General features: G+C 65.5%; 22 protein-coding genes, 1 tRNA gene and 2 pseudogenes. 20 read left to right on the forward strand and 5 right to left on the reverse strand.

Annotated elements, in window-relative coordinates; genetic code table 11:
* A partial coding sequence (locus WAW17_RS26080; protein ID WP_422335768.1) for an AMP-binding protein occupies positions 1 to 1,126 on the reverse strand: 1,126 nt, incomplete at its 3' end.
* Positions 1,127 to 1,502: 376 nt separating this feature from the next.
* Between WAW17_RS26080 and WAW17_RS26085 the strand changes: the two genes are divergently transcribed.
* From WAW17_RS26085 to WAW17_RS26105, 5 genes are all read left to right on the forward strand, one after another.
* Positions 1,503 to 3,119 (forward strand): peptide ABC transporter substrate-binding protein, encoded by a 1,617-nt coding sequence (locus tag WAW17_RS26085; RefSeq protein WP_422335769.1) that lies wholly within the window; start codon positions 1,503 to 1,505, stop codon positions 3,117 to 3,119.
* A gap of 112 nt (positions 3,120 to 3,231) precedes the next feature.
* Positions 3,232 to 4,158, forward strand: a complete 927-nt coding sequence (locus WAW17_RS26090; RefSeq protein WP_422335770.1) for an ABC transporter permease — start codon at positions 3,232 to 3,234, stop codon at positions 4,156 to 4,158.
* Positions 4,151 to 5,128, forward strand: a complete 978-nt coding sequence (locus tag WAW17_RS26095) for an ABC transporter permease (protein ID WP_422335771.1) — start codon at positions 4,151 to 4,153, stop codon at positions 5,126 to 5,128. The genes WAW17_RS26090 and WAW17_RS26095 overlap by 8 nt, the downstream gene beginning before the upstream one ends.
* Before the next feature lie 5 nt (positions 5,129 to 5,133).
* Positions 5,134 to 6,870, forward strand: coding sequence for a dipeptide ABC transporter ATP-binding protein (locus WAW17_RS26100; protein ID WP_422335772.1), 1,737 nt, complete (start codon positions 5,134 to 5,136; stop codon positions 6,868 to 6,870).
* Positions 6,871 to 6,902: 32 nt separating this feature from the next.
* Entirely contained in the window at positions 6,903 to 7,652 is a 750-nt protein-coding gene (locus WAW17_RS26105) for an oxidoreductase (RefSeq protein ID WP_422335773.1), read from the forward strand.
* Between the two features lie 427 nt (positions 7,653 to 8,079).
* Here the strand turns inward: WAW17_RS26105 and WAW17_RS26110 are convergent, their stop codons facing one another.
* On the reverse strand, positions 8,080 to 8,913 hold the full coding sequence (locus WAW17_RS26110) for an HAD-IB family hydrolase (RefSeq protein WP_422335774.1): 834 nt from the start codon (positions 8,911 to 8,913) through the stop codon (positions 8,080 to 8,082).
* Positions 8,914 to 9,313: 400 nt separating this feature from the next.
* Here WAW17_RS26110 and ssd point away from each other — a divergent pair, with 400 nt between their 5' ends.
* The 7 genes from ssd (at position 9,314) to WAW17_RS26145 (ending at position 13,951) form a co-directional block, all read left to right on the forward strand.
* A complete protein-coding gene (gene ssd, locus WAW17_RS26115) occupies positions 9,314 to 10,399 on the forward strand; it encodes a septum site-determining protein Ssd (RefSeq protein WP_422335775.1) in 1,086 nt (361 codons plus the stop codon).
* Positions 10,396 to 11,580, forward strand: coding sequence for a TadA family conjugal transfer-associated ATPase (locus WAW17_RS26120; RefSeq protein ID WP_422335776.1), 1,185 nt, complete (start codon positions 10,396 to 10,398; stop codon positions 11,578 to 11,580). Before ssd ends, WAW17_RS26120 begins: the two co-directional genes overlap by 4 nt.
* The gene (locus tag WAW17_RS26125; protein WP_422335777.1) at positions 11,577 to 12,368 is read left to right on the forward strand and encodes a type II secretion system F family protein; all 792 of its coding nucleotides are present in this window, start codon (positions 11,577 to 11,579) and stop codon (positions 12,366 to 12,368) included. Before WAW17_RS26120 ends, WAW17_RS26125 begins: the two co-directional genes overlap by 4 nt.
* Entirely contained in the window at positions 12,365 to 12,952 is a 588-nt protein-coding gene (locus tag WAW17_RS26130) for a type II secretion system F family protein (protein WP_422335778.1), read from the forward strand. The genes WAW17_RS26125 and WAW17_RS26130 overlap by 4 nt, the downstream gene beginning before the upstream one ends.
* Before the next feature lie 71 nt (positions 12,953 to 13,023).
* Positions 13,024 to 13,224: a DUF4244 domain-containing protein gene (locus WAW17_RS26135; RefSeq protein WP_422335779.1), complete on the forward strand. Its 201-nt coding sequence runs from the start codon at positions 13,024 to 13,026 to the stop codon at positions 13,222 to 13,224.
* Complete coding sequence (locus WAW17_RS26140; RefSeq protein ID WP_422335780.1) at positions 13,224 to 13,598, forward strand: TadE family type IV pilus minor pilin; 375 nt, start codon at positions 13,224 to 13,226, stop codon at positions 13,596 to 13,598. The genes WAW17_RS26135 and WAW17_RS26140 overlap by 1 nt, the downstream gene beginning before the upstream one ends.
* Entirely contained in the window at positions 13,577 to 13,951 is a 375-nt protein-coding gene (locus WAW17_RS26145; protein WP_422335781.1) for an Rv3654c family TadE-like protein, read from the forward strand. The genes WAW17_RS26140 and WAW17_RS26145 overlap by 22 nt, the downstream gene beginning before the upstream one ends.
* A gap of 6 nt (positions 13,952 to 13,957) precedes the next feature.
* Here the strand turns inward: WAW17_RS26145 and WAW17_RS26150 are convergent, their stop codons facing one another.
* Positions 13,958 to 16,321: a DEAD/DEAH box helicase gene (locus tag WAW17_RS26150; RefSeq protein WP_422335782.1), complete on the reverse strand. Its 2,364-nt coding sequence runs from the start codon at positions 16,319 to 16,321 to the stop codon at positions 13,958 to 13,960.
* Positions 16,322 to 16,718: 397 nt separating this feature from the next.
* Here WAW17_RS26150 and WAW17_RS26155 point away from each other — a divergent pair, with 397 nt between their 5' ends.
* The 5 genes and pseudogenes from WAW17_RS26155 (at position 16,719) to WAW17_RS26175 (ending at position 22,104) form a co-directional block, all read left to right on the forward strand.
* Positions 16,719 to 16,922: a cold-shock protein gene (locus WAW17_RS26155; protein ID WP_005248460.1), complete on the forward strand. Its 204-nt coding sequence runs from the start codon at positions 16,719 to 16,721 to the stop codon at positions 16,920 to 16,922.
* Between the two features lie 150 nt (positions 16,923 to 17,072).
* A pseudogene (locus WAW17_RS26160) lies at positions 17,073 to 17,656 on the forward strand (hypothetical protein).
* A 134-nt stretch (positions 17,657 to 17,790) separates the two neighbouring features.
* Positions 17,791 to 20,733 carry a type I DNA topoisomerase gene (topA, locus tag WAW17_RS26165; RefSeq protein WP_422335783.1) on the forward strand — a complete coding sequence of 981 codons (2,943 nt, stop codon included), beginning with the start codon at positions 17,791 to 17,793 and terminating at the stop codon, positions 20,731 to 20,733.
* Between the two features lie 52 nt (positions 20,734 to 20,785).
* On the forward strand, positions 20,786 to 22,000 hold the full coding sequence (locus tag WAW17_RS26170) for a DNA polymerase III subunit delta' (RefSeq protein ID WP_422335784.1): 1,215 nt from the start codon (positions 20,786 to 20,788) through the stop codon (positions 21,998 to 22,000).
* 31 nt (positions 22,001 to 22,031) lie between these two features.
* Positions 22,032 to 22,104 (forward strand) — tRNA-Thr (locus WAW17_RS26175).
* A 422-nt stretch (positions 22,105 to 22,526) separates the two neighbouring features.
* Here WAW17_RS26175 and WAW17_RS26180 read toward each other — a convergent pair.
* Both WAW17_RS26180 and WAW17_RS26185 read right to left on the reverse strand, forming a co-directional pair.
* Positions 22,527 to 22,928, reverse strand: a complete 402-nt coding sequence (locus tag WAW17_RS26180) for a DUF2703 domain-containing protein (RefSeq protein WP_422335785.1) — start codon at positions 22,926 to 22,928, stop codon at positions 22,527 to 22,529.
* 245 nt (positions 22,929 to 23,173) lie between these two features.
* Positions 23,174 to 23,299: pseudogene (locus tag WAW17_RS26185) on the reverse strand (arsenical-resistance protein); the annotation flags it as partial.
* Positions 23,300 to 23,507: 208 nt separating this feature from the next.
* On the opposite strand from WAW17_RS26185, the gene WAW17_RS26190 reads away from it, so the two are divergent.
* Genes WAW17_RS26190 through WAW17_RS26200 form a run of 3 tightly spaced genes read left to right on the forward strand, consistent with a single transcriptional unit; the run spans position 23,508 to position 24,393 of the window.
* Positions 23,508 to 23,981 (forward strand): DUF2752 domain-containing protein, encoded by a 474-nt coding sequence (locus WAW17_RS26190; protein ID WP_422335788.1) that lies wholly within the window; start codon positions 23,508 to 23,510, stop codon positions 23,979 to 23,981.
* Between the two features lie 42 nt (positions 23,982 to 24,023).
* Positions 24,024 to 24,146, forward strand: a complete 123-nt coding sequence (locus tag WAW17_RS26195) for a hypothetical protein (RefSeq protein ID WP_422335786.1) — start codon at positions 24,024 to 24,026, stop codon at positions 24,144 to 24,146.
* Between the two features lie 49 nt (positions 24,147 to 24,195).
* Positions 24,196 to 24,393: a hypothetical protein gene (locus WAW17_RS26200; protein WP_422335787.1), complete on the forward strand. Its 198-nt coding sequence runs from the start codon at positions 24,196 to 24,198 to the stop codon at positions 24,391 to 24,393.
* Positions 24,394 to 24,613: the final 220 nt, after the last annotated feature.

Raw genomic sequence — 24,613 nt, forward strand, 5'->3', positions numbered from 1 at the left:
ACTTCATGAATGTGCGTACGAGCGTGGGTGCCGTGTAGTAGATGCTGACGCCGAACTTCTCGATGATCTGGAAGTGGCGGTGCTCGTCGGGTGAGTTGGGGGTGCCTTCGTAGACCACCTGGGTGACGCCGTTCGACAGTGGTCCGTAGACGATGTAGGTGTGGCCGGTGACCCATCCGATGTCGGCGGTGCACCAGTACACGTCCTGGCCGGCTTTGTGGTCGAAAACGTTGTGGTGAGTGTAGGACGCCTGGGTGAGGTAGCCGCCGGAGGTGTGGATGATGCCCTTGGGCTTTCCCGTGGTGCCGGAGGTGTAGAGGATGAACAGTGGGTGCTCGGAGTCGAAGGGCTGCGCTTCGTGCCGGTCGGAGGCCTTGTCGACGGTCTCGTGCCACCAGAGGTCGCGGCCCTCGGTGATGTCGATGTCGATGCCGGTGCGCTTGACGACCAGCACGTTCTTCACCGACTCGGCGCCGTTGACTGCCTCGTCGACGGAGGGCTTGAGGGGTGCGGCCTTGCCGCGCCGCCACTGGCCGTCGACGGTGACGACCAGTTTGGCCTCGGCGTCGTCGATCCGTGAGCGCAGGGCGTGGGCGGAGAATCCGGCGAAGACCACGGAGTGGGTCAGTCCGAGGCGTGCGCAGGCGAGCATTGCGACGATGGCTTCGGGGATCATCGGCATGTAGATCGCGACGCGGTCGCCGGCGACGAGTCCGAGGTCGCTGAAGGTGTTGGCGGCCTTGCTCACCTCGGTGAGAAGGTCGTTGTAGGTGAGGTCGCGGGTGTCGCCCGGTTCGCCTTCGAAGTGGATGGCGACGCGGTCGCCGTTGCCTTCGATCACGTGCCGGTCGACGCAGTTGTACGCGACATTGAGTCTGCCGTTCACGAACCATTTCGCGACGGGGGCGTCGGACCAGTCGAGGACGTCGGTGAACGGTGCGTGCCAGTGCAGCCGCTCGGCCTGCTCGGCCCAGAAGCCGAGTCGGTCCGCGTCGGCTGCGGCCTGGAGTTCGGGCCCGGCATTCGCAGTGGCGGTGAACTCGGGACTCGGCGGGTAAACCTGCGGGACCGCCGCAGCTTTAACGGAATCGTCCTGCGTATCGTTCGCCTGTGCTGCACTGGTCATTGTGGGCCGGCCTTCTTTCCAGTCTTCGATTCGGCTGTTGTAGCACATGTGAGGGTAGTCACAAGTGCTGGTCGACGCATCGTTGCACCACGTTGCAGGCTCCGCTCTTGCGACGATCGGTCGGTTCTCGTCGCCAGGCGGCAGCCGTGCGAGGTTCGGCCCGGATCGATGTTGTTGTCCGATCTTCGATCGGTTGCCGAATAGGCGAGATTTCCTCTCCGCGTCAACACATAATCGAATCGTGTCTTATTCGTCCCCATCATTCGGCCGGGCAGAGGAAAGGGGCCGGCCAGCGTCGTGTCGATCGCTCAGCGGTCGAATCCGTCGGGCCCGGTTCGGGGCGCACCCCGAACCTTGATGTCGTGGGAGGACCGTCTTGCGTATTACACGCGTGGCAACCGCGGTACTGGCGGTCGGCCTGACAGCGGGAATGCTGACTGCCTGCTCGTCCGGTGGGTCGACGAACGGAGGGGGAAGCGGGGTCGTCAACGCCTGGGCCGGGGAGCCACAGAATCCACTCATCCCTACCAATACCAGCGAGAACATGGGCGGCCGCGTCGTCGATTCCCTGTTCGCGGGGCTGATGTCGTACGACGCCGACGGGGGGGTGGTCAACGAGGTTGCCGAGTCCATCGAGACCACCGACGGGAAGAACTTCACCGTCGGACTCGAGGACGGGTGGACGTTCACGGACGGCAGCCCGGTCACAGCGAGCTCGTTCGTGGATGCGTGGAACTACGGCGCTCTCTCCACCAACGCGCAGCTTCAGGGTTCTTTCTTCGATCCCATTCTCGGCTACGACGAGGTGGCGGCGGAGAACCCGACGGCCCAGACGATGTCGGGGTTGAAGGTGGTGGACGACTCGACGTTTACGATTGAACTCAAGCAGCCCGAGGCGGCGTTCCCGGATCGTCTCGGCTTCGCCGCGTACTACCCTCTGCCTGCGGTGGCGTTTGAAGACATGGCGGCGTTCGGCGAGAATCCGATCGGCAACGGGCCTTACATGATGGCGTCCCCGGATGCGTGGCAGCACAACGTCCGGATCGATCTGGTGACCAATCCGGCCTACAACGGTGCCCGCATGCCCAGGAATGCCGGCATCAGTTTCATCCTGTACAACAGCCTCGATACGGCCTACACGGATCTGCTCGCCAACAACGTCGATGTCCTCGATCAGGTGCCGGCCAGTGCGCTCACGACCTTCGAGCGTGACCTGCCGGGTCGTACAGTGAACCAGCCGTCGGCGACTATCGAGACCTTCACCATCCCGGGTCGTCTGCCGCACTTCGGTGGCGAGGAGGGCACACTGCGACGTCAGGCCATCTCGACGGCGATCAACCGTGATCAGATCACCAAGCAGATCTTCAACGGAACACGCACTCCCGCATCGGATTTCACCAGTCCGGCCATCGAGGGCTGGTCGGATTCCCTCGCCGGCAACAGTAACCTGAAGTACGACCCCGAGACCGCGAAGAAGTTGTGGGCGCAGGCGGACGCGATCGCACCGTGGTCGGGCAGTTTCGAGATCGCGTACAACGCCGACGGTGGGCACAAGGAATGGGTGGACGCCACGACCAACAGTATTCGAAACATCCTCGGAATCGACGCGAAGGGTAGGGAGTACCCGACCTTCGCCCAGATCCGGACAGAAGCCACCAACCGCACCATCCCATCCGCGTTCCGCTCCGGCTGGCAGGGCGACTACCCGCAGCAGTACGGGTTCCTGGCGCAGAACTACCAAACCGGTGGCAGCTCCAACGATGGTGACTACTCGAATCCGGAGTTCGACCGGTTGCTCCGCGCTTCCGCGGGCGAGGTCGACCCCGAAAAGGCTCAGGAACTGATCGACCAGGCGCAGGAGGTCCTCCTGCGCGATCTTCCGGGCATACCCACCTGGTATCGCAACGCGGCGAGTGGCTGGTCGGAGAACGTGTCGAGTGTGACGATCGACTGGAAGGGTATCCCGATGTACTCGGACATCGAGAAGAACTGACGTCTCGATGTCCGGTTGACGACGGGTGGGCCTGCGAGTTCCTCTCGGCACCAGGTAGTGGCACCACCACCACTCGCGAGGTCACGTCCCTCCACGACAAGGAGGTGATCCGATGCTCTGGTACATCGGTCGCCGCTTACTCCAGATGATCCCGGTCTTTTTCGGAGCGACATTTCTGGTCTACGCGATGGTGTTCCTCCTTCCCGGAGACCCCATTGCCGCGCTGGCGGGGGACAAGGCGCTCAGTCCCGCTGTCGCAGCCCAACTCCGCGCGCGCTATCACCTCGACCAGCCATTCCTCATGCAGTATTTCCTGTATCTGAAAGGGATCTTCACCCTGGATTTCGGTACGTCCTTCTCCGGCCGTCCGGTCAGTGAAGTCCTTGCCGAGGCATTTCCGATCACGCTCGAGCTGTCTCTCATGGCGTTGGCGATCGAGGGACTCTTCGGCATCGGTTTCGGACTGTTGGCCGGACTGCACAAGGGGGGCATCTTCGACAGCAGTGTGCTGCTCGTGAGCCTGGTGATCATCGCGATTCCGATCTTCGTAATCGGTTTCCTCGCCCAGTTCTTCATCGGCATCAAGTGGGGATGGGTTTCACCGACCGTCGGGGGTGACACCAGTTTCACGAATCTGCTGTTGCCGGCGTTCGTGCTGGGGTCCGTGTCGTTCGCGTACGTGCTGCGGCTCACCCGGACTTCGGTCGCGGAGAATCTCACCGCCGACTACGTGACAACCGCGACCGCCAAGGGTCTTTCGCGACGTCGGGTGATCGGGGTTCATGTGCTGCGGAACTCGTTGATCCCGGTCGTCACTTTTCTGGGTGCCGATCTCGCCAGCCTGATGGGTGGGGCGATCGTCACCGAGGGCATCTTCAACATCAACGGTGTGGGCGGCACGATCTATCAGGCGGTCACCCGCGGTGAGGCACCGACGGTCGTCTCCTTCGTGACGGTGCTGATCGTCATCTATCTGGTGGCGAACCTCATTGTCGACCTCCTGTATGCCGTGCTCGATCCGAGGATCCGCTATGTCTGAGAAGCTGGAGAAGGACGCGATCACCCTGGCGGGCGGCCGGAAGGTTCGGCAGGCGCATTTCGTCGCACCTGACGAGGTGGCAGCGCCGGGTGCCACCGACGCTGTGGATATCGAAAGGCAGCCGACGAGTATGTGGTCGGACGCGTGGCGGAAGCTGCGGAGGCGTCCACTCTTCCTCGTGGCGTCCGCCATCATCCTCGCGGTGGTCGCTGTGGCCGCGTTCCCCAGCTTGTTCACGAGTACGGATCCCCGCTTCTGCGACCTGGCGTTCAGCATGCAGGGTCCGTCGGCCGACCACTGGTTCGGATTCGACAAGCAGGGCTGCGACATCTATTCGCGCACCATCTATGGGGCACGGGCGTCGGTGCTGGTGGGGGTCGGCGTGACGACGACGGTTCTGATCGTCGGTGTGCTCGTCGGTGCTGTCGCCGGATACTACGGCGGCTGGGCCGACTCGCTCCTGTCGCGGGTGGCCGACATCTTCTTCGGTATTCCCCTCATCCTTGCCGCGATCGTTCTGATGCAGCTGTTCACCGACCGAACGATCTGGACCGTCATCCTCGTGCTCGCCCTGTTCGGCTGGCCGCAGATGGCGAGAATTGCTCGTGGCGCGGTGATCTCGGCGAAGAACAACGATTACGTGATGGCTTCGCGGGCGCTGGGTGTGTCGAACCTCCGCACATTGGTACGCCATGTCCTGCCGAATTCGCTGGCCCCGATCATTGTGATCGGTACCATCTCTCTCGGCGTCTACATCGTCGCCGAGGCCACACTCTCGTTCCTCGGTATCGGGTTGCCGTCGTCCGAGGTCTCGTGGGGTGGCGACATCAGCACGGCCCAGGTCACCCTCCGGCAGGGTTCGGCGATTCTGTTCTATCCGGCTACCGCACTCGCGATCACGGTCCTCGGATTCATCATGATGGGCGACGCCCTGCGGGACGCGCTCGATCCCAGGGCACGGAAGAGGTGAGCGCGATGTCCGCTGACAAAGTTGTGGAGCGGCAGGCGCCGGCCGAGGAGGTTCCCCTGCTCGAGATCCGGGACCTCGAGGTGTCGTTCCAGTCGGGCTCGGGACCGATTCGGGCGGTGCGAGGTGTGAACCTCACCGTATACCCGGGCCAGACGGTCGCCATCGTCGGTGAGTCCGGTTCCGGAAAGTCCACCACCGCGCACGCGATTATCAACCTGCTTCCCGGCACGGGAAAGGTCACCGGTGGTCAGATTCTCTTCGAGGGAAAGGATCTGGCGGCGGCGAGCGAGCGCGCCTTCGTGTCGTTGCGGGGGAAGAAGATCGGCCTGGTGCCACAGGACCCCATGTCGAATTTGAATCCCGTGTGGAAGGTGGGGTTCCAGATCAGGGAAGGCATCGAGGCGAACGGAATCGCCAAGGGAAGGGCCGCGAAAGTACGCGCTGCCGAGCTGCTCGAGGAGGCGGGGCTCGCGGACGCCGCGGTCCGATTGGGTCAGTATCCGCACGAGTTCTCCGGTGGGATGCGTCAGCGCGCGCTCATCGCGATCGGACTGTCGGCACGTCCGAAGCTGCTCATCGCGGACGAGCCGACCTCGGCGCTCGACGTCACGGTGCAGCGGCAGATCCTCGATCACCTCGACGGTCTCACCGACGAGCTGGGAACCGCGGTCCTTCTCATCACACACGATCTGGGGCTTGCTGCGGAACGCGCCGAACACCTGATCGTGATGAGCAAGGGCCGGGTGGTGGAGTCGGGTCCGGCGTTGGAGATTCTTCAGCGGCCCCAGCATCCTTACACGCAGAAGCTGGTGGCCGCGGCGCCGTCGCTGGCATCGCAGCGCCGGAGTTCGTCGCTGGCCCGCGCCGACGTCCGGGAGCAGGCGCTCGAAGTGGTGGGCCGAGCGGAGGAGCCCGGCCGGATCGGTGCGGAGTTCGTCGAGGCCACCGACGAGGTGGTGACGGTCACCGGACTGAACAAGATCTTCAAGATCAGGCAAGGTCTGCGCACGTCTGCCGAGTTCGCCGCCGTCAAGGACGTCTCGTTCTCGGTTCGGCGCGGAACCACCACGGCAATCGTCGGCGAGTCGGGGTCGGGTAAGTCGACGGTGGCGCAGATGGTGCTGGGGCTGCTTCCACCGACGTCGGGAAACGTGGTGTTCGACGGAAAGGACGTCGCCACCCTGGACAGGAAGGAGACGCTCGCCTTCCGGCGACGGGTCCAGCCGATCTTCCAGAATCCGTACGGAACCCTCGACCCGATGTACTCGATATTCCGGACGATCGAGGAGCCCCTCCGCACGCACAAGGTGGGCACCAGGAAGGAACGCGAAGCGCGGGTGCGCGATCTGCTGGACAAGGTGGCCTTACCGAGTGAGGTGATGCGCAGGTTCCCCAACGAGCTGTCCGGCGGCCAGCGGCAGCGTGTCGCCATCGCGCGGGCGCTCGCGCTGCAGCCCGAAATGGTGGTGTGCGACGAGGCGGTGTCCGCCCTGGACGTGCTGGTTCAGGACCAGATTCTTACTCTGCTGAACGATCTGCAGGCGCAGCTCGGCCTGACCTATCTGTTCATTACCCACGATCTCGCGGTGGTGCGGCAGATCGCTGACCACGTGCTGGTCATGTCGTCCGGCGCCATCGTGGAGACGGCCACCACCGACGAGGTGTTCTCGGCACCGAAGGAGGAGTACACCCGGAGGCTGCTCGAGGCGATCCCCGGGGGAACGATCCGGCTCGGCGCCTGACGTCGCGGCCCGGCCGGGTAGCGTCGACAGGCGTGAGTGACCCGTTGCAGCCCCTCGTCGACCTACCCGGCGTCCGCGATGCCGCAGACCGCGCCCGTGACGCGCTCGGCGAGGTTCACCGGCACAAGGCGAACCGGCGTGGATGGCCGACCACCGCGGCCGAGGCGGCGGTGAGGGCGGCCCGTGCATCGGCGGCGCTCGACGGGGGCCGCACCGAGCTGCCTGCCGCCGGTGAAGCCGGCGATCCGATCCTGTCCGGAGCCCTGCGGGTGGGGCAGGCGCTGGACGGTGACGCGCTCGCCCTGCTGCAGTCCACCTGGCAGCGTGCACCCCTGCAGGCGCTGGCGCGGCTGCACCTGCTGGCCGCGGCCGATCTCGTCGACGATCCGGAGTCGCTCGGCCGGCCCCATTCCCATCAGGGGGTGGCGGAGCGACTGGCGGGAGTGGCCGACCTCGTCACGGGCGGTACCGATGCGCCCGCCCCGATACTGGCGGCGGTGGTACACGGGGAATTGCTGACACTGAAGCCGTTCGGAGTGGCGGATGGGATCGTGGCCCGTGCCGCGTCCCGTTTGGTGTGTGTGTCGACCGGCCTCGATCCCCACAATCTCGGGGTCCCGGAGGTCAGTTGGCTGCGACGGCAGCAGGCCTACCGCAACGGCGCCGCGTCCTTCGCGTCCGGTACTCCGGAAGGCGTCGGGAGTTGGGTGATCCTGTGCTGCGGCGCCCTGGAGGCCGGCGCCCGTGAGGCCACGTCGATTGCCGACTCCGCGTCCGGCTGAGAACTGGCGCCGCGTCGGAATCGACTGCGACACAGAAGGATCCGGAAACCCAAACGGGCGGCGTTGCCGACTGTCGTCGACTTCGCCGCCCGATCAGCACGGACAACGGTTACCAAGCGTGCTTCGAGGGGTTGTGGTGGTTGGCCTCGGCGAGAGTCCGAATATCATCGGGTCGTCCCCGCAACCCGTGCAGGGTCCTTGCCGGTGAAGACTCGAGTCTCGCAGGCCCACAACGCTTCTGCCCTTATAGTGGCTTGCTGCTCCGCGTGGGTACCTTATGCCCGTGCCGGGAATCCAGGTTGGGAGATCGATCCTTCTCTTCCGGGTCGATCTTGGCCTTCCCTTCTTCCGTAACTCCTTTGTACTCCGAGACACCCGTCACTTCAAGTGTCAAATTCGCTTCGGGCCGTGTTGTGAGCAGCGCAGGTCAGCGTCTGCGACGCAGGGCGCTATAGGTGAAGGCGCCCGCGACGAGCGCTCCCACGCTCACTGCGGCCGTGGTGGCGACAGTGGCCGCGGACGGTGTCTGCAATCGAGCGCGCATCGAGACCGGATTGGAGAAAGCCAAAATGGGCCAACCATTTCCGACGGCGATCTTCCGGAGTGTTCGGTCCGGGTTGACTGCCGTCGGGTGCCCGACGGCGTACAGCATGGGCAGGTCGGTCGCGGAGTCGGAATATGCGTAGCTGGCCGACAGATCGTAGCGATGCTCCTCCGCCAACAGCTGGATCGCTTCGACCTTGCCGTCGCCGTAGCAGTAGAACTCGAGCTCGCCGGTATAGAGCCCTTCTTTCACCTCCATCCGGGTGGCGGTGCTGTGCGTGGCTCCAAGTGCCGCGGCGATGGGGCCCACAACTTCTTCGCCGGATGCCGAGACCACAACGACGTCGTGACCACGTAGCCGGTGGTCGGCGATCAGGTCAGCGGCCTCGGCGAAGACCAGGGGGTCCACGATGTCGTGCAGGGTTTCGGCAACCACCGCCCGCACCTGCTCCACATTCCAGCCGGCGGACATGCTGGTCAGATAGGCGCGCATCCGTTCCATCTGATCGTGGTCCGCTCCCGACAGCAGGAAGAGGAACTGGGCGTAGCTGCTCTTCAGGACCGACCGTCGATTGATCAGGCCCTGGTCGAAGAACGGCTTGCTGAACGCCAGCGTGCTCGACTTCGCGATGATGGTTTTGTCGAGATCGAAAAACGCGGCGATTCGACCTGTTTCGGTGTGTCCTGTCCTGGCACTTCTCTGCGGCTTCGCGGTCACGAGAGAAGAATATGCGGATCTCGGTGGATAATGGGCGTTCGGTCACGAGTGCCGTCGCGGAGAGGTCTTCCGGGTGCGGACACGCGACCTCCGGGGCGACAGTTGAACTTGCAAATACTGATTGTGAGAGGTGTAGTATTGCCAATGTCCGGATCTGATTCGGACATGTTCAGCCCGACCCCCCGGGGCTGAACACCGACGACCCTCGCCTCCTCCCCCCCTGGCGAGGGTCGTCCTCTATTTCCGGCAAGGTCTCGTCAGCGAGGCAGAATCGGCGCCTTCTGTAGGCAAGAACCAGTTATGGTGCGGCCGTACCAATTTTCATTCACAGGCCCGAAGTTGTCCACAGCCCGGCGGACGGGCCTTCCGCAAGGCCCTGCGTGCCCGGCATTCTCGTCGTATGGACGCAGAAGGTGGGGGAGAGGTTCTGGTTCTCGTCGAGGACGCGGCGCTGCTGCACAGCATCAGGCGCGTGGCCGCCGCGGCCGATCGGGTACTGAACGAGTCGGGGACGGCGGATGCTCGGCACGGTTGGGGAACCGCGGACATCGTGATTCTGGACGCCACGGCCGCTCTCGCCTGCCGTGGTCGGCTTCCGCGCAGACGTCGAGTCGTGTTGCTGTGTGACGGGCCGCCGGGAATCGACGAGTGGCGGATCGCGACCGCCGTCGGCGCCGAGCATGTGCTCTCGGTCCCGGACGACGAGGCAGTGCTGGTCTCCGTCCTCGGGGAGCGACCCGAACGTCCGGAGGCTCAGGGCAGCGTGGTCGCGGTGCTCGGAGGATGCGGCGGGGCAGGTGCGTCGACGATGGCGTCGGCCGTTGCGCTGATCTCCGCAACCGGGCCCCGTCCGGCATCGACCCTCCTTCTGGATGCCGATGCCTGGGGGTCGGGGCTGGATGTCGTCCTGGGCCTCGAGGACGTGCCCGGCCTGCGGTGGTCGGGTCTGTCGATCGAGGGTGGCCGGATCTCCTCCGATGCATTGCGCGACGCACTCCCGGCGTGTGGCGCTCAGTTGCGGGTCCTGGCCTGCACCAGGGCCGGGTCCGGTCCCACCGCAGCCGCGACCCGGGCCGTCATCGACGCCGGCCGCCACGCGGGGGATCTCGTGGTCTGTGACGCGCCGAGACACCCGAACCCGGTCACTGAGGCGGTTCTGGAACTGGCCGACATGGTCGTGCTCGTCATCCCTGCCACGGTGCGAGCCTGCATCGCCGCCGGAAAGGTCGCCGAGTGGATCTCGGACCGGAACCCCAACTTGGGTCTGGTTGTGCGGGGTCCGGCGCCCGGTGGACTGCGCGGTGCCGACGTCGCCGAGGTACTCGGCCTTCCCCTGATCGCGTCGATGCGCGCCGACCGGACGCTCACCGGGATGCTCGAGCACGGGGGATTGCGGCCCGGCCGCCGCTCGGCCCTGTCTGCCGCCGCGGGCGCCGTCCTGGAGGCGATCAGCGGCAGGCCCCGGACGCGGGAGTGGGCCGCATGAGTTCCCTCGTCACTCCCGACCTGCTGGATCGGGTGAGGGAACGACTCGCCCACACTGCCGGGGAGCCGACACCGGCTACGGTCGCCGCTGCCATACGCACCGAGTCCGGCGGTGTGCTGGGCGATACCGATCTCCTCGGCGCACTTCGCGTCCTGATGACCGAGCTCACCGGAGCAGGTCCGTTGGAATCGCTGCTGACGGAAGCCGGGGTCGCTGATGTCCTCGTCACCGCGCCGGATCAAGTCTGGGTCGATCGAGGGAAAGGGCTCGAGCGCACGACAATCCGCTTCGCCGACGAGGCTGCGGTTCGTCGGCTCGCTCAGCGGCTCGCCCTGTCCGCGGGCCGGCGCCTCGACGACGCCCAGCCGTGGGTGGACGGGCGGCTGCGCGACGTGGGCAACGGTTCGTTCGGTGTCCGGCTCCATGCTGTTCTCGCTCCGGTCGCTCAGGGCGGCACTTGCCTGTCCCTCAGGGTTCTGCGGCCCGCCACTCAGGGGCTCGACGCGCTGCTCGTCGGCGGTGCCCTCACGCGGACGGCTTACGACCTTCTCCAGCAGGTCGTGCGCGCGCGTCTCGCCTTCCTGGTTACCGGCGGCACCGGGGCAGGAAAAACGACATTGCTTGCCGCACTGCTGGGCGCCGTCGATCCCGCCGAGCGCATCGTGTGCGTGGAGGATGCCGCGGAACTTGCGCCGAAACACCCTCACGTGGTGCGACTCGTGGCCCGGGCGCCCAATGTCGAGGGCGTCGGCGAGGTGACCGTCCGCGATCTCGTGCGGCAATCCCTCCGAATGCGACCGGACCGAATCGTGGTGGGAGAGGTCAGGGGTGGTGAGGTGGTCGACTTGTTGACCGCGCTCAATACCGGCCACGACGGAGGTGCGGGCACGGTGCATGCCAATTCTCCCGAGGAGGTTCCCGCACGGCTCGAGGCGCTTGCCGCGTTGGGCGGGATGGATCGCGCGGCGCTGCACAGTCAGCTTGCCGCCGCTGTCCAAGTGATCTTGCACGTTCACCGTTCCGCGTCTGGGCCGCGTAGACTGCTGCAGATCGGTGTCGTCACTCGTGATGATCGCGGGCACGTCACGATCGTGCCCGCCTGGACTCACGGGGTGGAGCGTGACATCGGTGCCGATCGTCTCGAATCGCTTTGCCGCCGAAGAGAATCAGGTGTGCTGTGATCACAGCCCTGGCCCTGCTGTCCTGCGCGGTTCTCGTCAGCCCGTCTGCGCGATCGCGGCCACGGTTGGTCGCGGTCCTGGGCGGAGTGGAGCCGCGCGCGCGAATCAGGCGACCATGGTTGGTGCCGGCAATACTGCTCGGGCTGTTCCCGGTATACGAACTCGGTGGGGTCATGGCCATCGCTGCAACGGTGATCGTCGGCTCCACAACAGCTTTCAGATACACGAAGCGGCGCGCCGCGCGCGCAAAGGCAGGGGACCTGCGCGCGATGCTGTCGAGTCTCGAAGTGGTGACAGCCGAACTCAGGGTGGGAGCCCATCCCGCGGCGGCGTGCGAGACCGCCGCCGAGGAATGTGTGGGCGAAATGTCGACGGCATTTCGGGCCGCCTCGGCGCGTGCCCGGTTAGGCGGATCTGCTGCGGATGGATTCCGGTCCGTCGAATCCCGCATCGATATCGAACTGGAACGCCTCGCCGACATCTGGTCGGTGGCAGAGACCCACGGGCTGGCGCTTGCGGAACTACTCGACGCCGCGCGATCCGACCTTCTGGGGCGCAACCGTTTCCGTCAGCGCACGGAGGCAGGACTGGCCGGAGCGCGGGCCACGGCGACCGTGCTCGCGGGGCTTCCATTGCTGGGCGTGGGTCTCGGGCAGATGATGGGTGCCGCTCCACTGACAGTTCTGTTCGGCGGGGGCCTGGGTGGATTCCTGCTCGTCCTCGGAGCGGGGCTCGTATGCGCGGGACTGCTGTGGACCGATCGGATCGTCCGAGGAGTCACGGGATGAGCTGGTATGCACTGCTAGTCGTTGCCTGCTCGATGCTCGTCCTACCCGGGAAGAAGCCGCCGGTGGCACGGATTCGAGGAGGGGAGAGTCACCCGGGCCACCTGGCGCCGGCGTCCCGCGAAAGAGCGAGCCGTGACGATCCCCTCGCGGCCGCCGCGAGCTTCGACCTGCTCGCTGCATGTCTGCGGGCGGGACTTCCCATCGCAACCGCTGCCGAGGCGGTGTCCCACTCGGCGCCGCATCCGTTGTCGGAGTCGCTGCGTCGTGCCGGAGACCTGCTCTCGCTGGGTGCCGATGCGGCGACGGCATGGGAAACGGCCGCATCGGATCCGGACACCGAAGCACTTGCCCGGATGGCCCGCCGATCGGCACGGTCGGGTTCCTCGCTTGCGAACTCGATGTCGGAACTCGCCACCGACAGCCGCACACAGGCCGAACATGCGGCCGCAGCATCGGCCGAACGAGCAGGCGTTCTGATCAGCGGTCCACTCGGGCTCTGCTTTCTTCCGGCCTTCATCTGCCTCGGAATAGTCCCGGTCGTGATCGGTCTCGCATCGCGGGTGCTGGGCGGCGGACTGCTGTGAGTCGGCCTGCTGTCAGAAATCGACACTTCCGACGCAGAAGCGCTGCGCCGGAGCTCAAAAGGGGGAACACAATGGATTCCACAGTTCGGGCTATCACTGCGCGGCTGACATTGCTCGCGGTGGGCGAGGAGGGGATGTCGACGGCCGAATATGCCATCGGCACCATTGCCGCCGCGGCGTTCGGAGCCGTGCTCTATTCGGTCGTGACCGGCGACAGTATCGTCACTGCGCTGACGAACATCATCGACAAAGCACTCAACACCGCGGTGTGATGACGGCGCTGGGAGACCTGCGCACGTCGGAGCGCGGGGGCGTGACGGTGGAGGCGGCCATCGCGATCGCGTCGATCATGGCGGTGGTTGTGTTGTGTATCGGAGCGATCACGGCAGCGACTCTGCACGTTCGGTGCGTGGATTCGGCACGCGAGGCCGCCCGGCTCGCAGCCCGCGGAGATCGCGAGTCGGCGATTTCCACGGCGCTGCGGGTCGCGCCCGACGGTGCCGACGTGGCGGTACGGACGGAAGGAGAGTTCGTGGTCGCTACCGTGCGGACGCACAGTTCTCTGCTTCCGCTGGTGCGGATTTCGGCGGAGGCCGTTGCCGCACTCGAACCGGCGGTGCCGGGATGGAACGAGAACGGGAGGTGAACGTGTCACCGTCCGAGGATCGCGGATATGCGACGGTCCTCGCATGCTGTGCGCTGGCCGCAATGGTGGTGGTCACGGCACTGCTCATGCATGTCGGATCGGCGGTGAGCGTGCGTCACCGCGCACAGTCCGCCGCGGATCTTGCCGCCGTGGCGGCTGCGACGGGGCTCGACCAGGGGACCGAGTCGGCATGCGCGCGGGCGCGGATACTCGCGGAACGCATGCGGGCGGAACTGGTCTCGTGCTCCGTGTACGACTGGGATGTGGTGATCACGGTCTCGGCGCCGGTACTACTCTCCGCATTCGGTGCCCGGGACGCGCGGGCGGTGGCACGCGCCGGGCCTTCCGAGTGAACCGGTTCAGCCGATCGAGTCGAGCACCGCCGTGAGAACACGAACGGCACCGTCCTTGTCGAGGGGGTCATTGCCATTACCGCACTTTGGTGAGTACACGCACGAGGGGCAACCCGACGCGCACCCGCACGACACGATCGCTTCTCGGGTCGCGCCGAGCCAGCGAGTCAGCTGGGCATGCCCGCGGTCGGCGAAACCGGCTCCACCGGCGTGACCGTCGTGGACGAACACGGTAGGAAGTCCGGTATCCGCGTGCAGCGCGGTCGATACGCCACCGATGTCGCCGCGATCGCAAACCGCGACCAGGGGTAGCAGGCCGATGGCGGCGTGCTCGGCGGCGTGCAACGAACCGGGCACCCGTTCTGCGGGGATGCCGGCCTGTAGCAGAAGTTCCGGGGTGATCGTGTACATCACCGCACGTGTCGGAAGGGTCTGCCGTGGCATGTCCAGTTCCACGAAGTCGAGGACTTCGCCGGAAGACGACCGGCGCAGGTATCCGGTGACCTGATGGGTCACCTCCACTTCGGCCAACGCCACCTCGACCTCGCCGAACAGTTTCTGCTCGTGCACCGCGGTGATCGTGATCTCGGTCGTTTCCCGGGCCGATGTCGTCCAGTCGGGATCTTCGGCGTGCACCAGCGCAAGCCCCTCTTCGAGGTCGAGTTCGTCGACCACATAGGACTCACCCTGGTGGATGTGAACAGCACCGGGGTGCACAGTGGCGGGGGCACGTCCGGTGTCGACGGTTCCGAGCATGCGCCCTGATTCAGCGACCACAATCGCAACCTGCATCCCGATTCCGCCTCGGATATCCAGCGCCCCATGTGGATTTGTCCCGGCTGTGACGAACCAACCGTGGGTGCGACGGCGGATCAGCCCGCGAGATTCGAGGGAACGGAGGACCTCGAGTGCACCGAATGAGTCGACCTCGGCATCCGACAGCGGTAACTCCATTGCCGCGCAGAGCAACTGCGGGCCCAGTACGTACGGATTGCCTGGGTCGGTGACCGTGGCCTCTATCGGCTTGTCCAGCAGTGCTGCCGGATGGTGGACGAGATACGTGTCGAGCGGATCGTCGCGGGCAACGAGGACCACGAGGGATCCTTCTCCGCGCCTGCCGGACCTGCCGCTCTGCTGCCAGAACGATGCGACCGTTCCCGGGAACCCGGCGACCACGACGGCGTCGAGTCCGGCGATGTCGACCCCCAGCTCCAGTGCATTTGTGGTGGCCGCGCCGAGTAGCGTGCCGTCGGCCAGGGCCGCTTCGAGTTCGCGGCGGTCCTCGGCGAGGTAACCGGCCCGATAGGACGCCACACGCGGGACCAACCGGGGATCGACTTCGGCGAGTAGGCGTTTGGTGGCCAAGGTAGTCAGTTCAGCGCCCCGGCGTGAGCGGACGAACGTGAGAGTGCGGGCGCCCTCCACCACGAGATCCGCCATGATGCGTGCAGCCTCGGAGCCCGCGGGCCGACGGACCGGGCTGCCGTTCTCCCCGAGCACCTCCTTCATCAGAGGTGGTTCCCAGAGGGCGACTGTTCTCGGTCCGTGGGGGGAGCCGTCGTCCACCACCTCGGCGCAGGGCGCACCGATCAATCGGGATGCAGCAGCACCGGGGTTCGCTGTGGTGGCGCTGGCGAGCACGAACACGGGCTGCGCCCCGTAGCGTGCGGCGATGCGGCGTAGCCGGTGCAGGACGAGTGCCACGTTGGAGCCGAAGACGCCTCGGTAGGAGTGGCATTCGTCGATGACGACGAATGCCAGGTGCCGGAAGAAATGGGCCCACCTCTGGTGGGTCCGCAGCAGGGAGATGTGCAGCATGTCGGGGTTGGTGAAGAGCCAACGGGAGTTTTCCCTGGCCCAGTGACGCACTTCGAGTGGAGTGTCGCCGTCGAACCCACACGGGCAGGCGCTGCGAAGTGTGTTGCCGGAGTCCAGAATTTCCGAATCGGTGAGTGAGGTCACGGCCCGTAATTGGTCAGCGCCCAGGGCTTTGGTCGGGGAGAGGTACAGGGCTGTAGCCAGCGGGTCCGTTGCCAGGGTGGTCAATACCGGAAGTTGGTATGCCAGTGACTTTCCGGACGCGGTGCCCGTTGACACGACGACGTTCGTACCGGACTTTGCGAGGTCGGCGGCGACCACTTGGTGGCTCCAGGGCCGAGCGATGCCGTGTTCCCCGAGCGTTCGGACGACGTCGGGGTGCGCCCAAGCGGGCCATTCGGCCCACTTCGGGGTGCGCGCAGGCAGTTCTGCCGCGAATGTGAGTGGACTTTCGTCGTCGGGAACGCCCGCGAGGATGCAGTCGAGCAGGGTTCGCCCAAATGTTTCGCCCGTATTGCCACTGTTGTCATGTGGCGAAAACGGTGTGCTCACTGATATCTCCGGGCTGTTGTAGTGGTCGGGCGGGTTGCTTCCATAACGCCGCGACCTGCGTGTTTGATGATAACGACCGCGGGCGTGGAGGTGTTGTCCGGGGTCCGCTGGACCCGGGTCGAAACGGCTGATTCGTGGTCGTTCTCGTCAAGATCAACTTTTTTGTGAATTGTTCGTATTTCGACTGTTGTGTTCGCGGAGTTCATGGTTGACTACACCTTGGTCGCAGCTTCTGTGTTCGTGGGCTTGAGAGAGTGAACGTTCGCAGGATCGATGTTGCGAACGCGGTGCTCTGCTTTTCCTGAGGGGGAAATCAAGAAGTACAGCGGTCGGAACCGGCCCGGTGGACTGTATGTGCTGTCCGCCGCATCCGGTGGTTAGAAAGAGAAGGAAAAGCATGGCACAGGGCACTGTGAAGTGGTTCAACGCGGAAAAGGGCTTCGGCTTCATCGCACCAGAAGACGGCTCCGCTGACGTCTTCGTTCACTACTCCGAGATCCAGGGCAGCGGATTCCGTACCCTCGAGGAGAACCAGCGCGTCGAGTTCGAGGTCGGCCAGGGCACCAAGGGCCCCCAGGCTACCGGCGTTCGCGCAGTCTGATTCTGCCGTTCACTTTCGTGAACATGTAATCAGATAGGCGGGGTTCTGAAGACCGCGTCTGATTCGTCCCCCATCGCCTCGAGCGATGGGGGACGATTTCGTTTGACGGCTTGTCTCGAGAGAGCCGCGTAGCCAAAGGTGGGTTCTACGGTGAGCCAGCTTTCCCTCTTCTCCGCCGAGGCGATGCCGCCCGCTGTCACAGACCTCTGTGGACTGCTCGCGGCACCGGGTCAGTTGGTGGCGTCGGGTGGTCGGGTGCGCATCTCGATCGTGGTCGACGCACAGTGGCGAGCCCAGGCGATCGCGGAGCTGATCACGGCGGCCGGCCTCGACGCGGAGATCACGCGCAGCGACGAGGGCAGTCCGCTCGTGCGCACCGCTCCGGTCGTCGATCTGCTGCCGCTCGCCCAGCAGTGGACGCGGGGAGCGGTCAAAGCGGTGCCCGCCGGATGGGTCCCGTCCGGACGGCAGTTGAGGGTGTGGGCGCTGGCGTCCGGCAAGGGTGAGGCAGACGGCGAGCGGTTCGTTCTCGGCTCGATCCGCACGCACCGGATACCCATGAGCCGTTGGCCCAGGCGTTGATGCGGGCAGGCATCGCCCCGACGCTCATCGGCACTCGCGGGGCGGGTCCGGGCCTCCGGATCTCGGGTCGCCGCAGGCTGGCGAGACTCCTCGAAAGCATCGGCGAGCCACCCGCGAACTTGGACGATCGTACTGATTGGCGGCATGTGTAGAGCGCCGCAGACGGTACTGATCTGCGAGGATGGGTTCCGGGTATGTCACTCTAGTAATGGGCGAACATGTATAAAAGGGTTTGTCTGCAACTGCCGGATGGCAGCGATCGACTTCAGGAAGGCTCGGGCTACAGGTGGCTAAAGGGGACAACGGCAGTGCACAGGGTGCGGCGGGAGCCTCCGGTCAGCCTCGCCGCCTCGTGATCGTCGAGTCGCCGACCAAAGCCCGCAAAATCGCCCCGTATCTCGGTAAGAACTACGTGGTAGAGGCGTCGGTGGGCCACATCCGTGACCTCCCGCGTGGCGCCGCCGACGTGCCGGCCAAATACAAGGGTGAGCCGTGGGCGCGTCTGGGCGTCGACGTCGATCACGATTTCGAACCTCTCTACGTGGTGAGTCCGGAGAAGAAGTCCAAGGTTGCCGAGCTCAAGAGTCTCCTCAAGGACGCCGACGAACTCTTTCTCGCCACCGACCCCGACCGCGAGGGGGAGGCCATCGCCTGGCACCTCCTCGAAACCCTCAAGCCGAAGATCCCGGTGCGACGGATGGTCTTCCACGAGATCACCGAGCCGGCCATTCGGGCAGCTGCCGAAGACACCCGGGAACTCGATAACGACCTCGTCGATGCGCAGGAGACACGTCGGATCCTCGACCGTCTGTACGGCTACGAAGTCAGCCCCGTGCTGTGGAAGAAGGTCATGCCGAAGCTGTCGGCCGGCCGCGTGCAGTCGGTCGCCACACGCGTAATCGTGCAGCGCGAACGTGAGCGGATGGCATTCCGGGCGGCGTCCTACTGGGACATCTCGGCCACCCTCGACGCCGGTGAGAGTGCCAGTCCCCGCAGCTTCGGCGCCCGTCTGGTCAGCGTCGACGGGTCCCGCGTGGCCTCCGGGCGCGACTTCGGTTCCGACGGACAGCTCAAGGCGAGCACGGTCACGGTTCTCGACGAGACCCGCGCACGCCGTCTGGCCGAGGCACTCGCCGGTGTCGACCTCACCGTGTCGTCCGCCGAGAGCAAGCCGTACACGCGTAAGCCGTATCCGCCATTCATGACCTCGACGCTGCAGCAGGAGGCAGGACGTAAGCTCCGCTTCACGTCCGAGCGCACCATGCGCATCGCGCAGCGGTTGTACGAGAACGGCTACATCACCTATATGCGTACCGACTCGACGACGCTGTCGTCATCGGCGATCAACGCTGCACGGGCGCAGGCCACCGAGTTGTACGGTGCCGAATACGTGCACGAGACGCCGCGGCAGTACACGCGGAAGGTCAAGAATGCGCAGGAGGCCCACGAGGCCATCCGTCCCGCGGGTGACGTCTTCCAGACTCCTGGTCAGCTGCACTCGAGTCTCGACACCGACGAGTTCCGACTGTACGAGCTGATCTGGCAGCGCACGGTGGCGTCGCAGATGGCGGATGCCCGGGGTACCACGCTCACGCTCCGCATCACCGGGACCGCAGGTACCGGTGGCGGCGGGCCGGAGCATCGCGACTCGGGGATCGGGCCGGAATGCACGTTCTCCGCGTCGGGACGCACGATCACATTTGCCGGCTTCTTGAAGGCCTACGTCGAGAGTGTCGACGAAGAAGCGGGCGGTCAGTCGGACGACGCGGAGTCGCGCCTGCCGGTTCTCGTCGAGGGACAGGCCGTCACGGCCACCAAACTCGACCCGGACGGTCACACCACCAATCCACCGGCCCGCTACACCGAGGCCAGTCTGATCAAGACGCTGGAAGAACTCGGCATCGGCCGTCCGTCCACGTACGCGTCGATCATCAAGACGATCCTCGACCGCGGCTACGTGTACAAACGCGGCAGTGCTCTCGTTCCGTCCTGGGTGGCGTTCGCGGTCATCGGCCTTCTCGAGATGCACTTCGGCCGACTGGTCGACTTCGACTTCACCGCCGGCATGGAGGACGATCTCGACGCCATCGCAGGCGGTCGCGAGCAGCGGGGCAACTGGCTGAGCAGTTTCTACTTCGGTGGTGAGCACGGTGTCGAGGGATCGGTCGCTCGCGAGGGCGGACTGAAGAAGATGGTCGGCGTCAACCTCGAGGAGATCGACGCGCGTGAGGTCAACTCCATCCGGCTGTTCGACGACGCCGAGGGTCGCGAGGTTTGCGTCCGCGTCGGACGGTTCGGCCCTTACCTCGAGCGGACGGTGCAGAACCCCGACGATCCGGAAGGCGATCTCATCTCGCAGCGGGCGAATCTGCCCGACGATCTTCCCCCGGACGAGCTGACGCCCGAATACGCGGAGAAGCTGTTCTCCACCCCGCAAGAGGGCCGCAAACTGGGCGTCGATCCGCTCACCGGACACGAAATCGTGGCGAAGGAGGGCCGCTTCGGCCCCTACGTCACCGAGATCCTGCCCGAGCCGGAACCCGAACCTGAACCCGCGGTGGTACCGGTGACCGAACCGGAACCAGCCGACGGGACCACCAAGACCAAGACGGCAGCCAAGAAGGCGCCGGCCAAGAAGGCCGCCAAGAAAGCCGCCGGACCCAAGCCGCGGACCGGATCTCTGCTCAAGTCGATGGACTTGGCCACCGTCACGCTCGACGACGCCCTCAAGCTGCTGTCGCTGCCGCGTGTCGTGGGTGTCGATCCCGAGACGAAGGAAGAGATCACTGCCCAGAACGGCCGGTACGGTCCCTACCTGAAGAAGGGGAACGACTCGAGGTCCCTCGCCACCGAGGACCAGATGTTCACGGTCACTCTCGAAGAGGCGCTCGGGATTTATGCGGAGCCCAAGCGCCGCGGACGTCAGGCTGCGGCGACGCCGCCACTGCGCGAACTGGGCGTCGACGCGGTCAGCGAGAAGCCGATGGTGATCAAGGACGGTCGTTTCGGTCCTTATGTGACGGACGGCGAGACCAACGCGAGCCTCCGCAAGGGCGACGAAGTCGAGACGATCTCCGATGCGAGGGCGTCCGAACTGCTCGCCGACCGTCGCGCCCGCGGCCCGGTGAAGAAGAAGGCGCCCGCGAAGAAGGCGGCGAAGAAGACCGCTGCGAAAAAGGCTCCGGCCAAGAAAGCGGCTGCGAAGAAGGCCCCGGACAAGAAGGCGTGAGCCGGAACTGCGGTCCGACGGCACTGTCGGATGCGCCGGATAGGCTGTCGCGGTGACCGTATTCGATCGGCTGGTGGGCCAGGAGGACGTCGAGGCGGAGTTGACCGGCGCGGCCACCGCGGCGCGTTCTGGAGCTGCCGCGATGGGCTCGGCGATGACCCACTCGTGGCTGTTCACGGGTCCGCCCGGCTCGGGGCGTTCGGTCGCGGCCCAGTGTTTCGCCGCTGCGTTGCAATGCACCAGCGACGGCGTCCCGGGCTGTGGGCGCTGTCATGCGTGCGCCACCGCCATGGCCGGCACTCACGGAGATGTCCGCCGGGTCGTACCGGAGGGCTTGAGCATCAGCGTCAAGGAGATGCGTGCCATCGTGCAGACGGCGGCCCGGAAGCCGAGCACTGGCCGGTGGCAGGTCGTGGTTATCGAAGACGCCGACAGGCTGACCGAGGGTGCTGCGAACGCTCTCCTCAAGGTGGTCGAGGAACCCCCGGACCGTACGGTCTTTCTTTTGTGCGCGCCCTCCGTCGACCCGCAGGACATCTCGGTGACGCTGCGCTCCCGTTGCCGTCACATACCTCTGGTTACTCCCTCCACCGAGGCCATCGCCCGAGTGCTGTGTGAGCGCGACCGACTCGATCCCGAAGACGCCCGGTTGGCAGCGGCGATCAGCGGCGGTCATGTGGGTCGGGCGCGGAGATTGGCAACAGACCTCAATGCTCGCGTGCGTCGCAAGGAAGCTCTCGACCTCGCGGTCGCGGCTCTCCGGCCGGCAAGTGCGTTCGCCGCAGCCGAGGAGATGGTCCGGTCGGCAGACGCCGAGGCGAAGGAAATGAGCGCTGCCCGCGACGAACCGGAGACCGAGGAACTGCGCACCGCGTTGGGCGCGGGTGGAACCGGTAAAGGTGCGGCCGGCGCGTTGCGGGGCTCTGCTGGTGTTCTGAAGGATCTGGAGAAGCGGCAGAAGTCCCGGGCGACCAGAACGGGGCGCGACGCCCTGGATCGTGCGTTGATCGACCTGGCCGGGCTCTACCGCGACGCGCTCGCCGTGTCGTGGGGATCGACCGCCGCGTCCAACCATCCGGACATGGCCGACCGGTCCGCCGAGTTGGCGTCTCGGACCACCCCGGAAGGCCTCCTGAAGTGCATCGAAGCCGTGCTCGAGTGTCGTGAAGCCATCACCGTCAACGTCAAGCCGCAGTGGGCTGTCGACGCCATGGTGGCCACCCTCGGGGACGCGTTCAGGGAGCCGTTTTCGCATACTCGGCGTTGAGGCGCTAGACTCGCCACCGCCGAAAGGCACCGCTGCCTTAGCTCAGTCGGTAGAGCATTTCACTCGTAATGAAAAGGTCGAGAGTTCGATTCTCTCAGGCAGCTCAGCGGGGAAGGCCCCTCACCTTGAATGACAGGTGAGGGGCCTTCCCCCGTATTCGGCGAAGATCGGCTCTGGGACCGGATGTGATCGCACGCTGCACAGTGCGGTTGTTGGCAGCTTCGGCCGCCGCGGCACCCAAGAACCTCTCGGAGAATGTCCGCTGCGGCGTGAGCGGCGGCCTCCTAACAGGTTCTGCAGTTACGGAAATCCTGCGCTTCAGGACTTCGCCAGGGCGCAGGAAGCCCCGTCCTCGCGGGCGGACACAAAGGTCTTGGTCTCCGTGCCCCGGCCGCGACGGGATCCGTCTGCGTCCCTACGCGCGTTGCCGATGAAACGCGGCGACGACTCGGCTCCGAAGCCCTACGAAGCGCTGGGAGGTGGTTCTTCGGAGCTCCTCCGCAAGCTTCCCGCCGGCGTGTGCCAGTCAGGAATGGTCGGGGGCGTCGAGCACGCTCGCCGCGGCGATCAGGGCGGCTTTGACGATCAATCGTTCGGGGATTTCCTCGAATGTGGCCTGTCCGAGCGCGACGGTCCGGCACGGGGAGTCGCCGCACACCGAGCAGCAGCGGCTGCTGCCGACCTCGGCCTCGAGCCAGTCCTCGAGCGGGCGGCCGGCGATCCAGATGCGGTTGGATTCGGCCGGGTTCGCGGCGAAGTCGGCGTCGTCGAGTTCGCGGACCTCGAGCTGCGGTGTGATGCCGAGCGGGCGGAGGACCTGCTCGAGCGTGCCGACCGCGCGCTGGACCTGCTGGCCGGTGCCGGCGCAGCGGCGGCATGTCTGTCCCTGGCTGACGAGGCGTTGCCAGACGATGGGCAGTGGGGTCATTGCAGACCCTTTCTCGTTCAAGGGGGAGGGTGGGAGTCGACCCGATCTCCAGTGTGACCGACCAACGACGTGGTCGGTGAGCGGTTTGGTCGGTAGCGAGTTCGGCCATGGCCTCGACCATGACCGGGTTGATGTCCCCCATCTGGGGGCATCCGGCGCTGTGCACGCAGACGAGCAGCATCTCGCCTGCGTCTTGCGGCATGAGCACCTCCGGTTGCGATGCGTGCCGGGACATCGATGTCTCCTTACGGCAGGGAAGATTCCGATCGAGTGAAACGCTTACGCAGGCCAGTGAGACGCACACCCAGGGCGACCAGCACGGGAATCTCGATCAGCGACCCGACCACACCGCCGAAGGCCTGCCCGTAGGTGATCCAGACGGGCAGCAACCGGTCCAGGGTCGAGAAGCTTGCCGACGACGGTGGGATGGTCGGTCGTAGCCGTCACAAGGTGACCTCCTCGAGGGTGGTGGCGGCGGTCACGACGAGTTCGAGACGACCCGGACCCTCGCGGCCCGGCTTCCTTGCACTGTTCTCGACCTACTTGCCGGTCGAGGGCCGCTCTGTGCTCGGGGTTCCGATGTCGCGCGAATCGAAAATCGTGAACACTGGTGTCGTGGCCACGCAGAAGAAACCGTCGACGTCTTCGGTGTCCGGTCTTCGCGCACTCCGCGCGCCGGCGGCAGTTGCTGCAGGCGCTTTGGTCGCGGCCACGATCCTCCACTTCCGAGACCCTTATCAACAGGGTGCGTACGGCTTTTGCCCTGTCTACGCCATGACTGGGCTGTGGTGTCCGGGCTGTGGCGGTTTGCGGGCGGTGCACGACCTCACGAACATGGACCTCGGATCGGCGGTATCCAGCAACGTTCTGATCCTCCCGCTGCTCGCGGTACTGACGTTCGCGTGGATCCGGTGGGTGCGTCGACGGAGGCATGATCGCCCGCCGAGCGCGCTTGCCCTCGGCCCACGTGCCACAGTCTTTGTGCTCATCGTTCTTGCGGCGTTTACCGTCACGAGGAATACAACTTGGGGAAGCTGGCTGGCGCCGGCCTGATACCTGGCCACAGCGAGCACGAAACAGAGAGTCGGTTCAGAGATGGCAATGCAGGTCTTTTCGCTGATCGCGATCCTGGGTGCGTTGATCGTGATCATCCCGACGGCACTACGTGTGTTCGGCAAGAGCGAGAACGCGAAGACCCCGGACGAGACGGAAGAGTGACCGTGCTGCACTCTCGACAAACCCGTCGCAGCCCGGCCATGATCTCGATATGAGTGATTCGCTGAAGGACCGAGTGCGCGAGAAGCTGCTCCGCCAGCTCGCCGAGGACGGGGGACACCCGGTCCAGGAGGTCGAGGGAGACGACCCCCGTCTGGTCTCCATCGACAACGATCTGGCCTTGCTGGAGCAAGCGGCCGAGGGGGATGCGGTGATCGAGGAGCTGGCGGCGAAGTACTGGGTCCCCTAGGGGTGAACTCCGCACCTGAACAGATTGGCCCGGTACTCCTGACCTGGCGATTTGGTGGGATGGTTGGAGTCGCGTAACTTATTCCAAGTCAGAGCGACACGGACACCAACCCCGGCCGGAAGGTCGGGGACACGAGGTTGGACGAAGGCGCCTGAACTTCCCGGGACCGTACCGAATTGGTTCGCAGTCCTGGGATGGCCTGAATCGCCCCGGTTTGCAT

It is taken from the genome of Rhodococcus sp. (in: high G+C Gram-positive bacteria), from assembly GCF_049286785.1.
Taxonomy (GTDB): domain Bacteria; phylum Actinomycetota; class Actinomycetes; order Mycobacteriales; family Mycobacteriaceae; genus Rhodococcus_F.

Excerpts from the sequence above, each read along its gene's own strand:
- WAW17_RS26145 (WP_422335781.1), top strand. The coding sequence starts at position 13,577 with ATGGAACGAGAACGGGAGGTGAACGTGTCACCGTCCGAGGATCGCGGA.
- WAW17_RS26120 (WP_422335776.1), top strand. The coding sequence starts at position 10,396 with ATGAGTTCCCTCGTCACTCCCGACCTGCTGGATCGGGTGAGGGAACGA.
- WAW17_RS26090 (WP_422335770.1), top strand. The coding sequence starts at position 3,232 with ATGCTCTGGTACATCGGTCGCCGCTTACTCCAGATGATCCCGGTCTTT.
- WAW17_RS26195 (WP_422335786.1), top strand. The coding sequence starts at position 24,024 with ATGGCAATGCAGGTCTTTTCGCTGATCGCGATCCTGGGTGCGTTGATC.
- WAW17_RS26140 (WP_422335780.1), top strand. The coding sequence starts at position 13,224 with ATGACGGCGCTGGGAGACCTGCGCACGTCGGAGCGCGGGGGCGTGACG.
- ssd (WP_422335775.1), top strand. The coding sequence starts at position 9,314 with ATGGACGCAGAAGGTGGGGGAGAGGTTCTGGTTCTCGTCGAGGACGCG.
- WAW17_RS26190 (WP_422335788.1), top strand. The coding sequence starts at position 23,508 with ATGTCGCGCGAATCGAAAATCGTGAACACTGGTGTCGTGGCCACGCAG.
- WAW17_RS26200 (WP_422335787.1), top strand. The coding sequence starts at position 24,196 with ATGAGTGATTCGCTGAAGGACCGAGTGCGCGAGAAGCTGCTCCGCCAG.
- WAW17_RS26130 (WP_422335778.1), top strand. The coding sequence starts at position 12,365 with ATGAGCTGGTATGCACTGCTAGTCGTTGCCTGCTCGATGCTCGTCCTA.
- WAW17_RS26155 (WP_005248460.1), top strand. The coding sequence starts at position 16,719 with ATGGCACAGGGCACTGTGAAGTGGTTCAACGCGGAAAAGGGCTTCGGC.
- WAW17_RS26100 (WP_422335772.1), top strand. The coding sequence starts at position 5,134 with ATGTCCGCTGACAAAGTTGTGGAGCGGCAGGCGCCGGCCGAGGAGGTT.
- WAW17_RS26180 (WP_422335785.1), bottom strand. The coding sequence starts at position 22,928 with ATGACCCCACTGCCCATCGTCTGGCAACGCCTCGTCAGCCAGGGACAG.
- WAW17_RS26095 (WP_422335771.1), top strand. The coding sequence starts at position 4,151 with ATGTCTGAGAAGCTGGAGAAGGACGCGATCACCCTGGCGGGCGGCCGG.
- WAW17_RS26135 (WP_422335779.1), top strand. The coding sequence starts at position 13,024 with ATGGATTCCACAGTTCGGGCTATCACTGCGCGGCTGACATTGCTCGCG.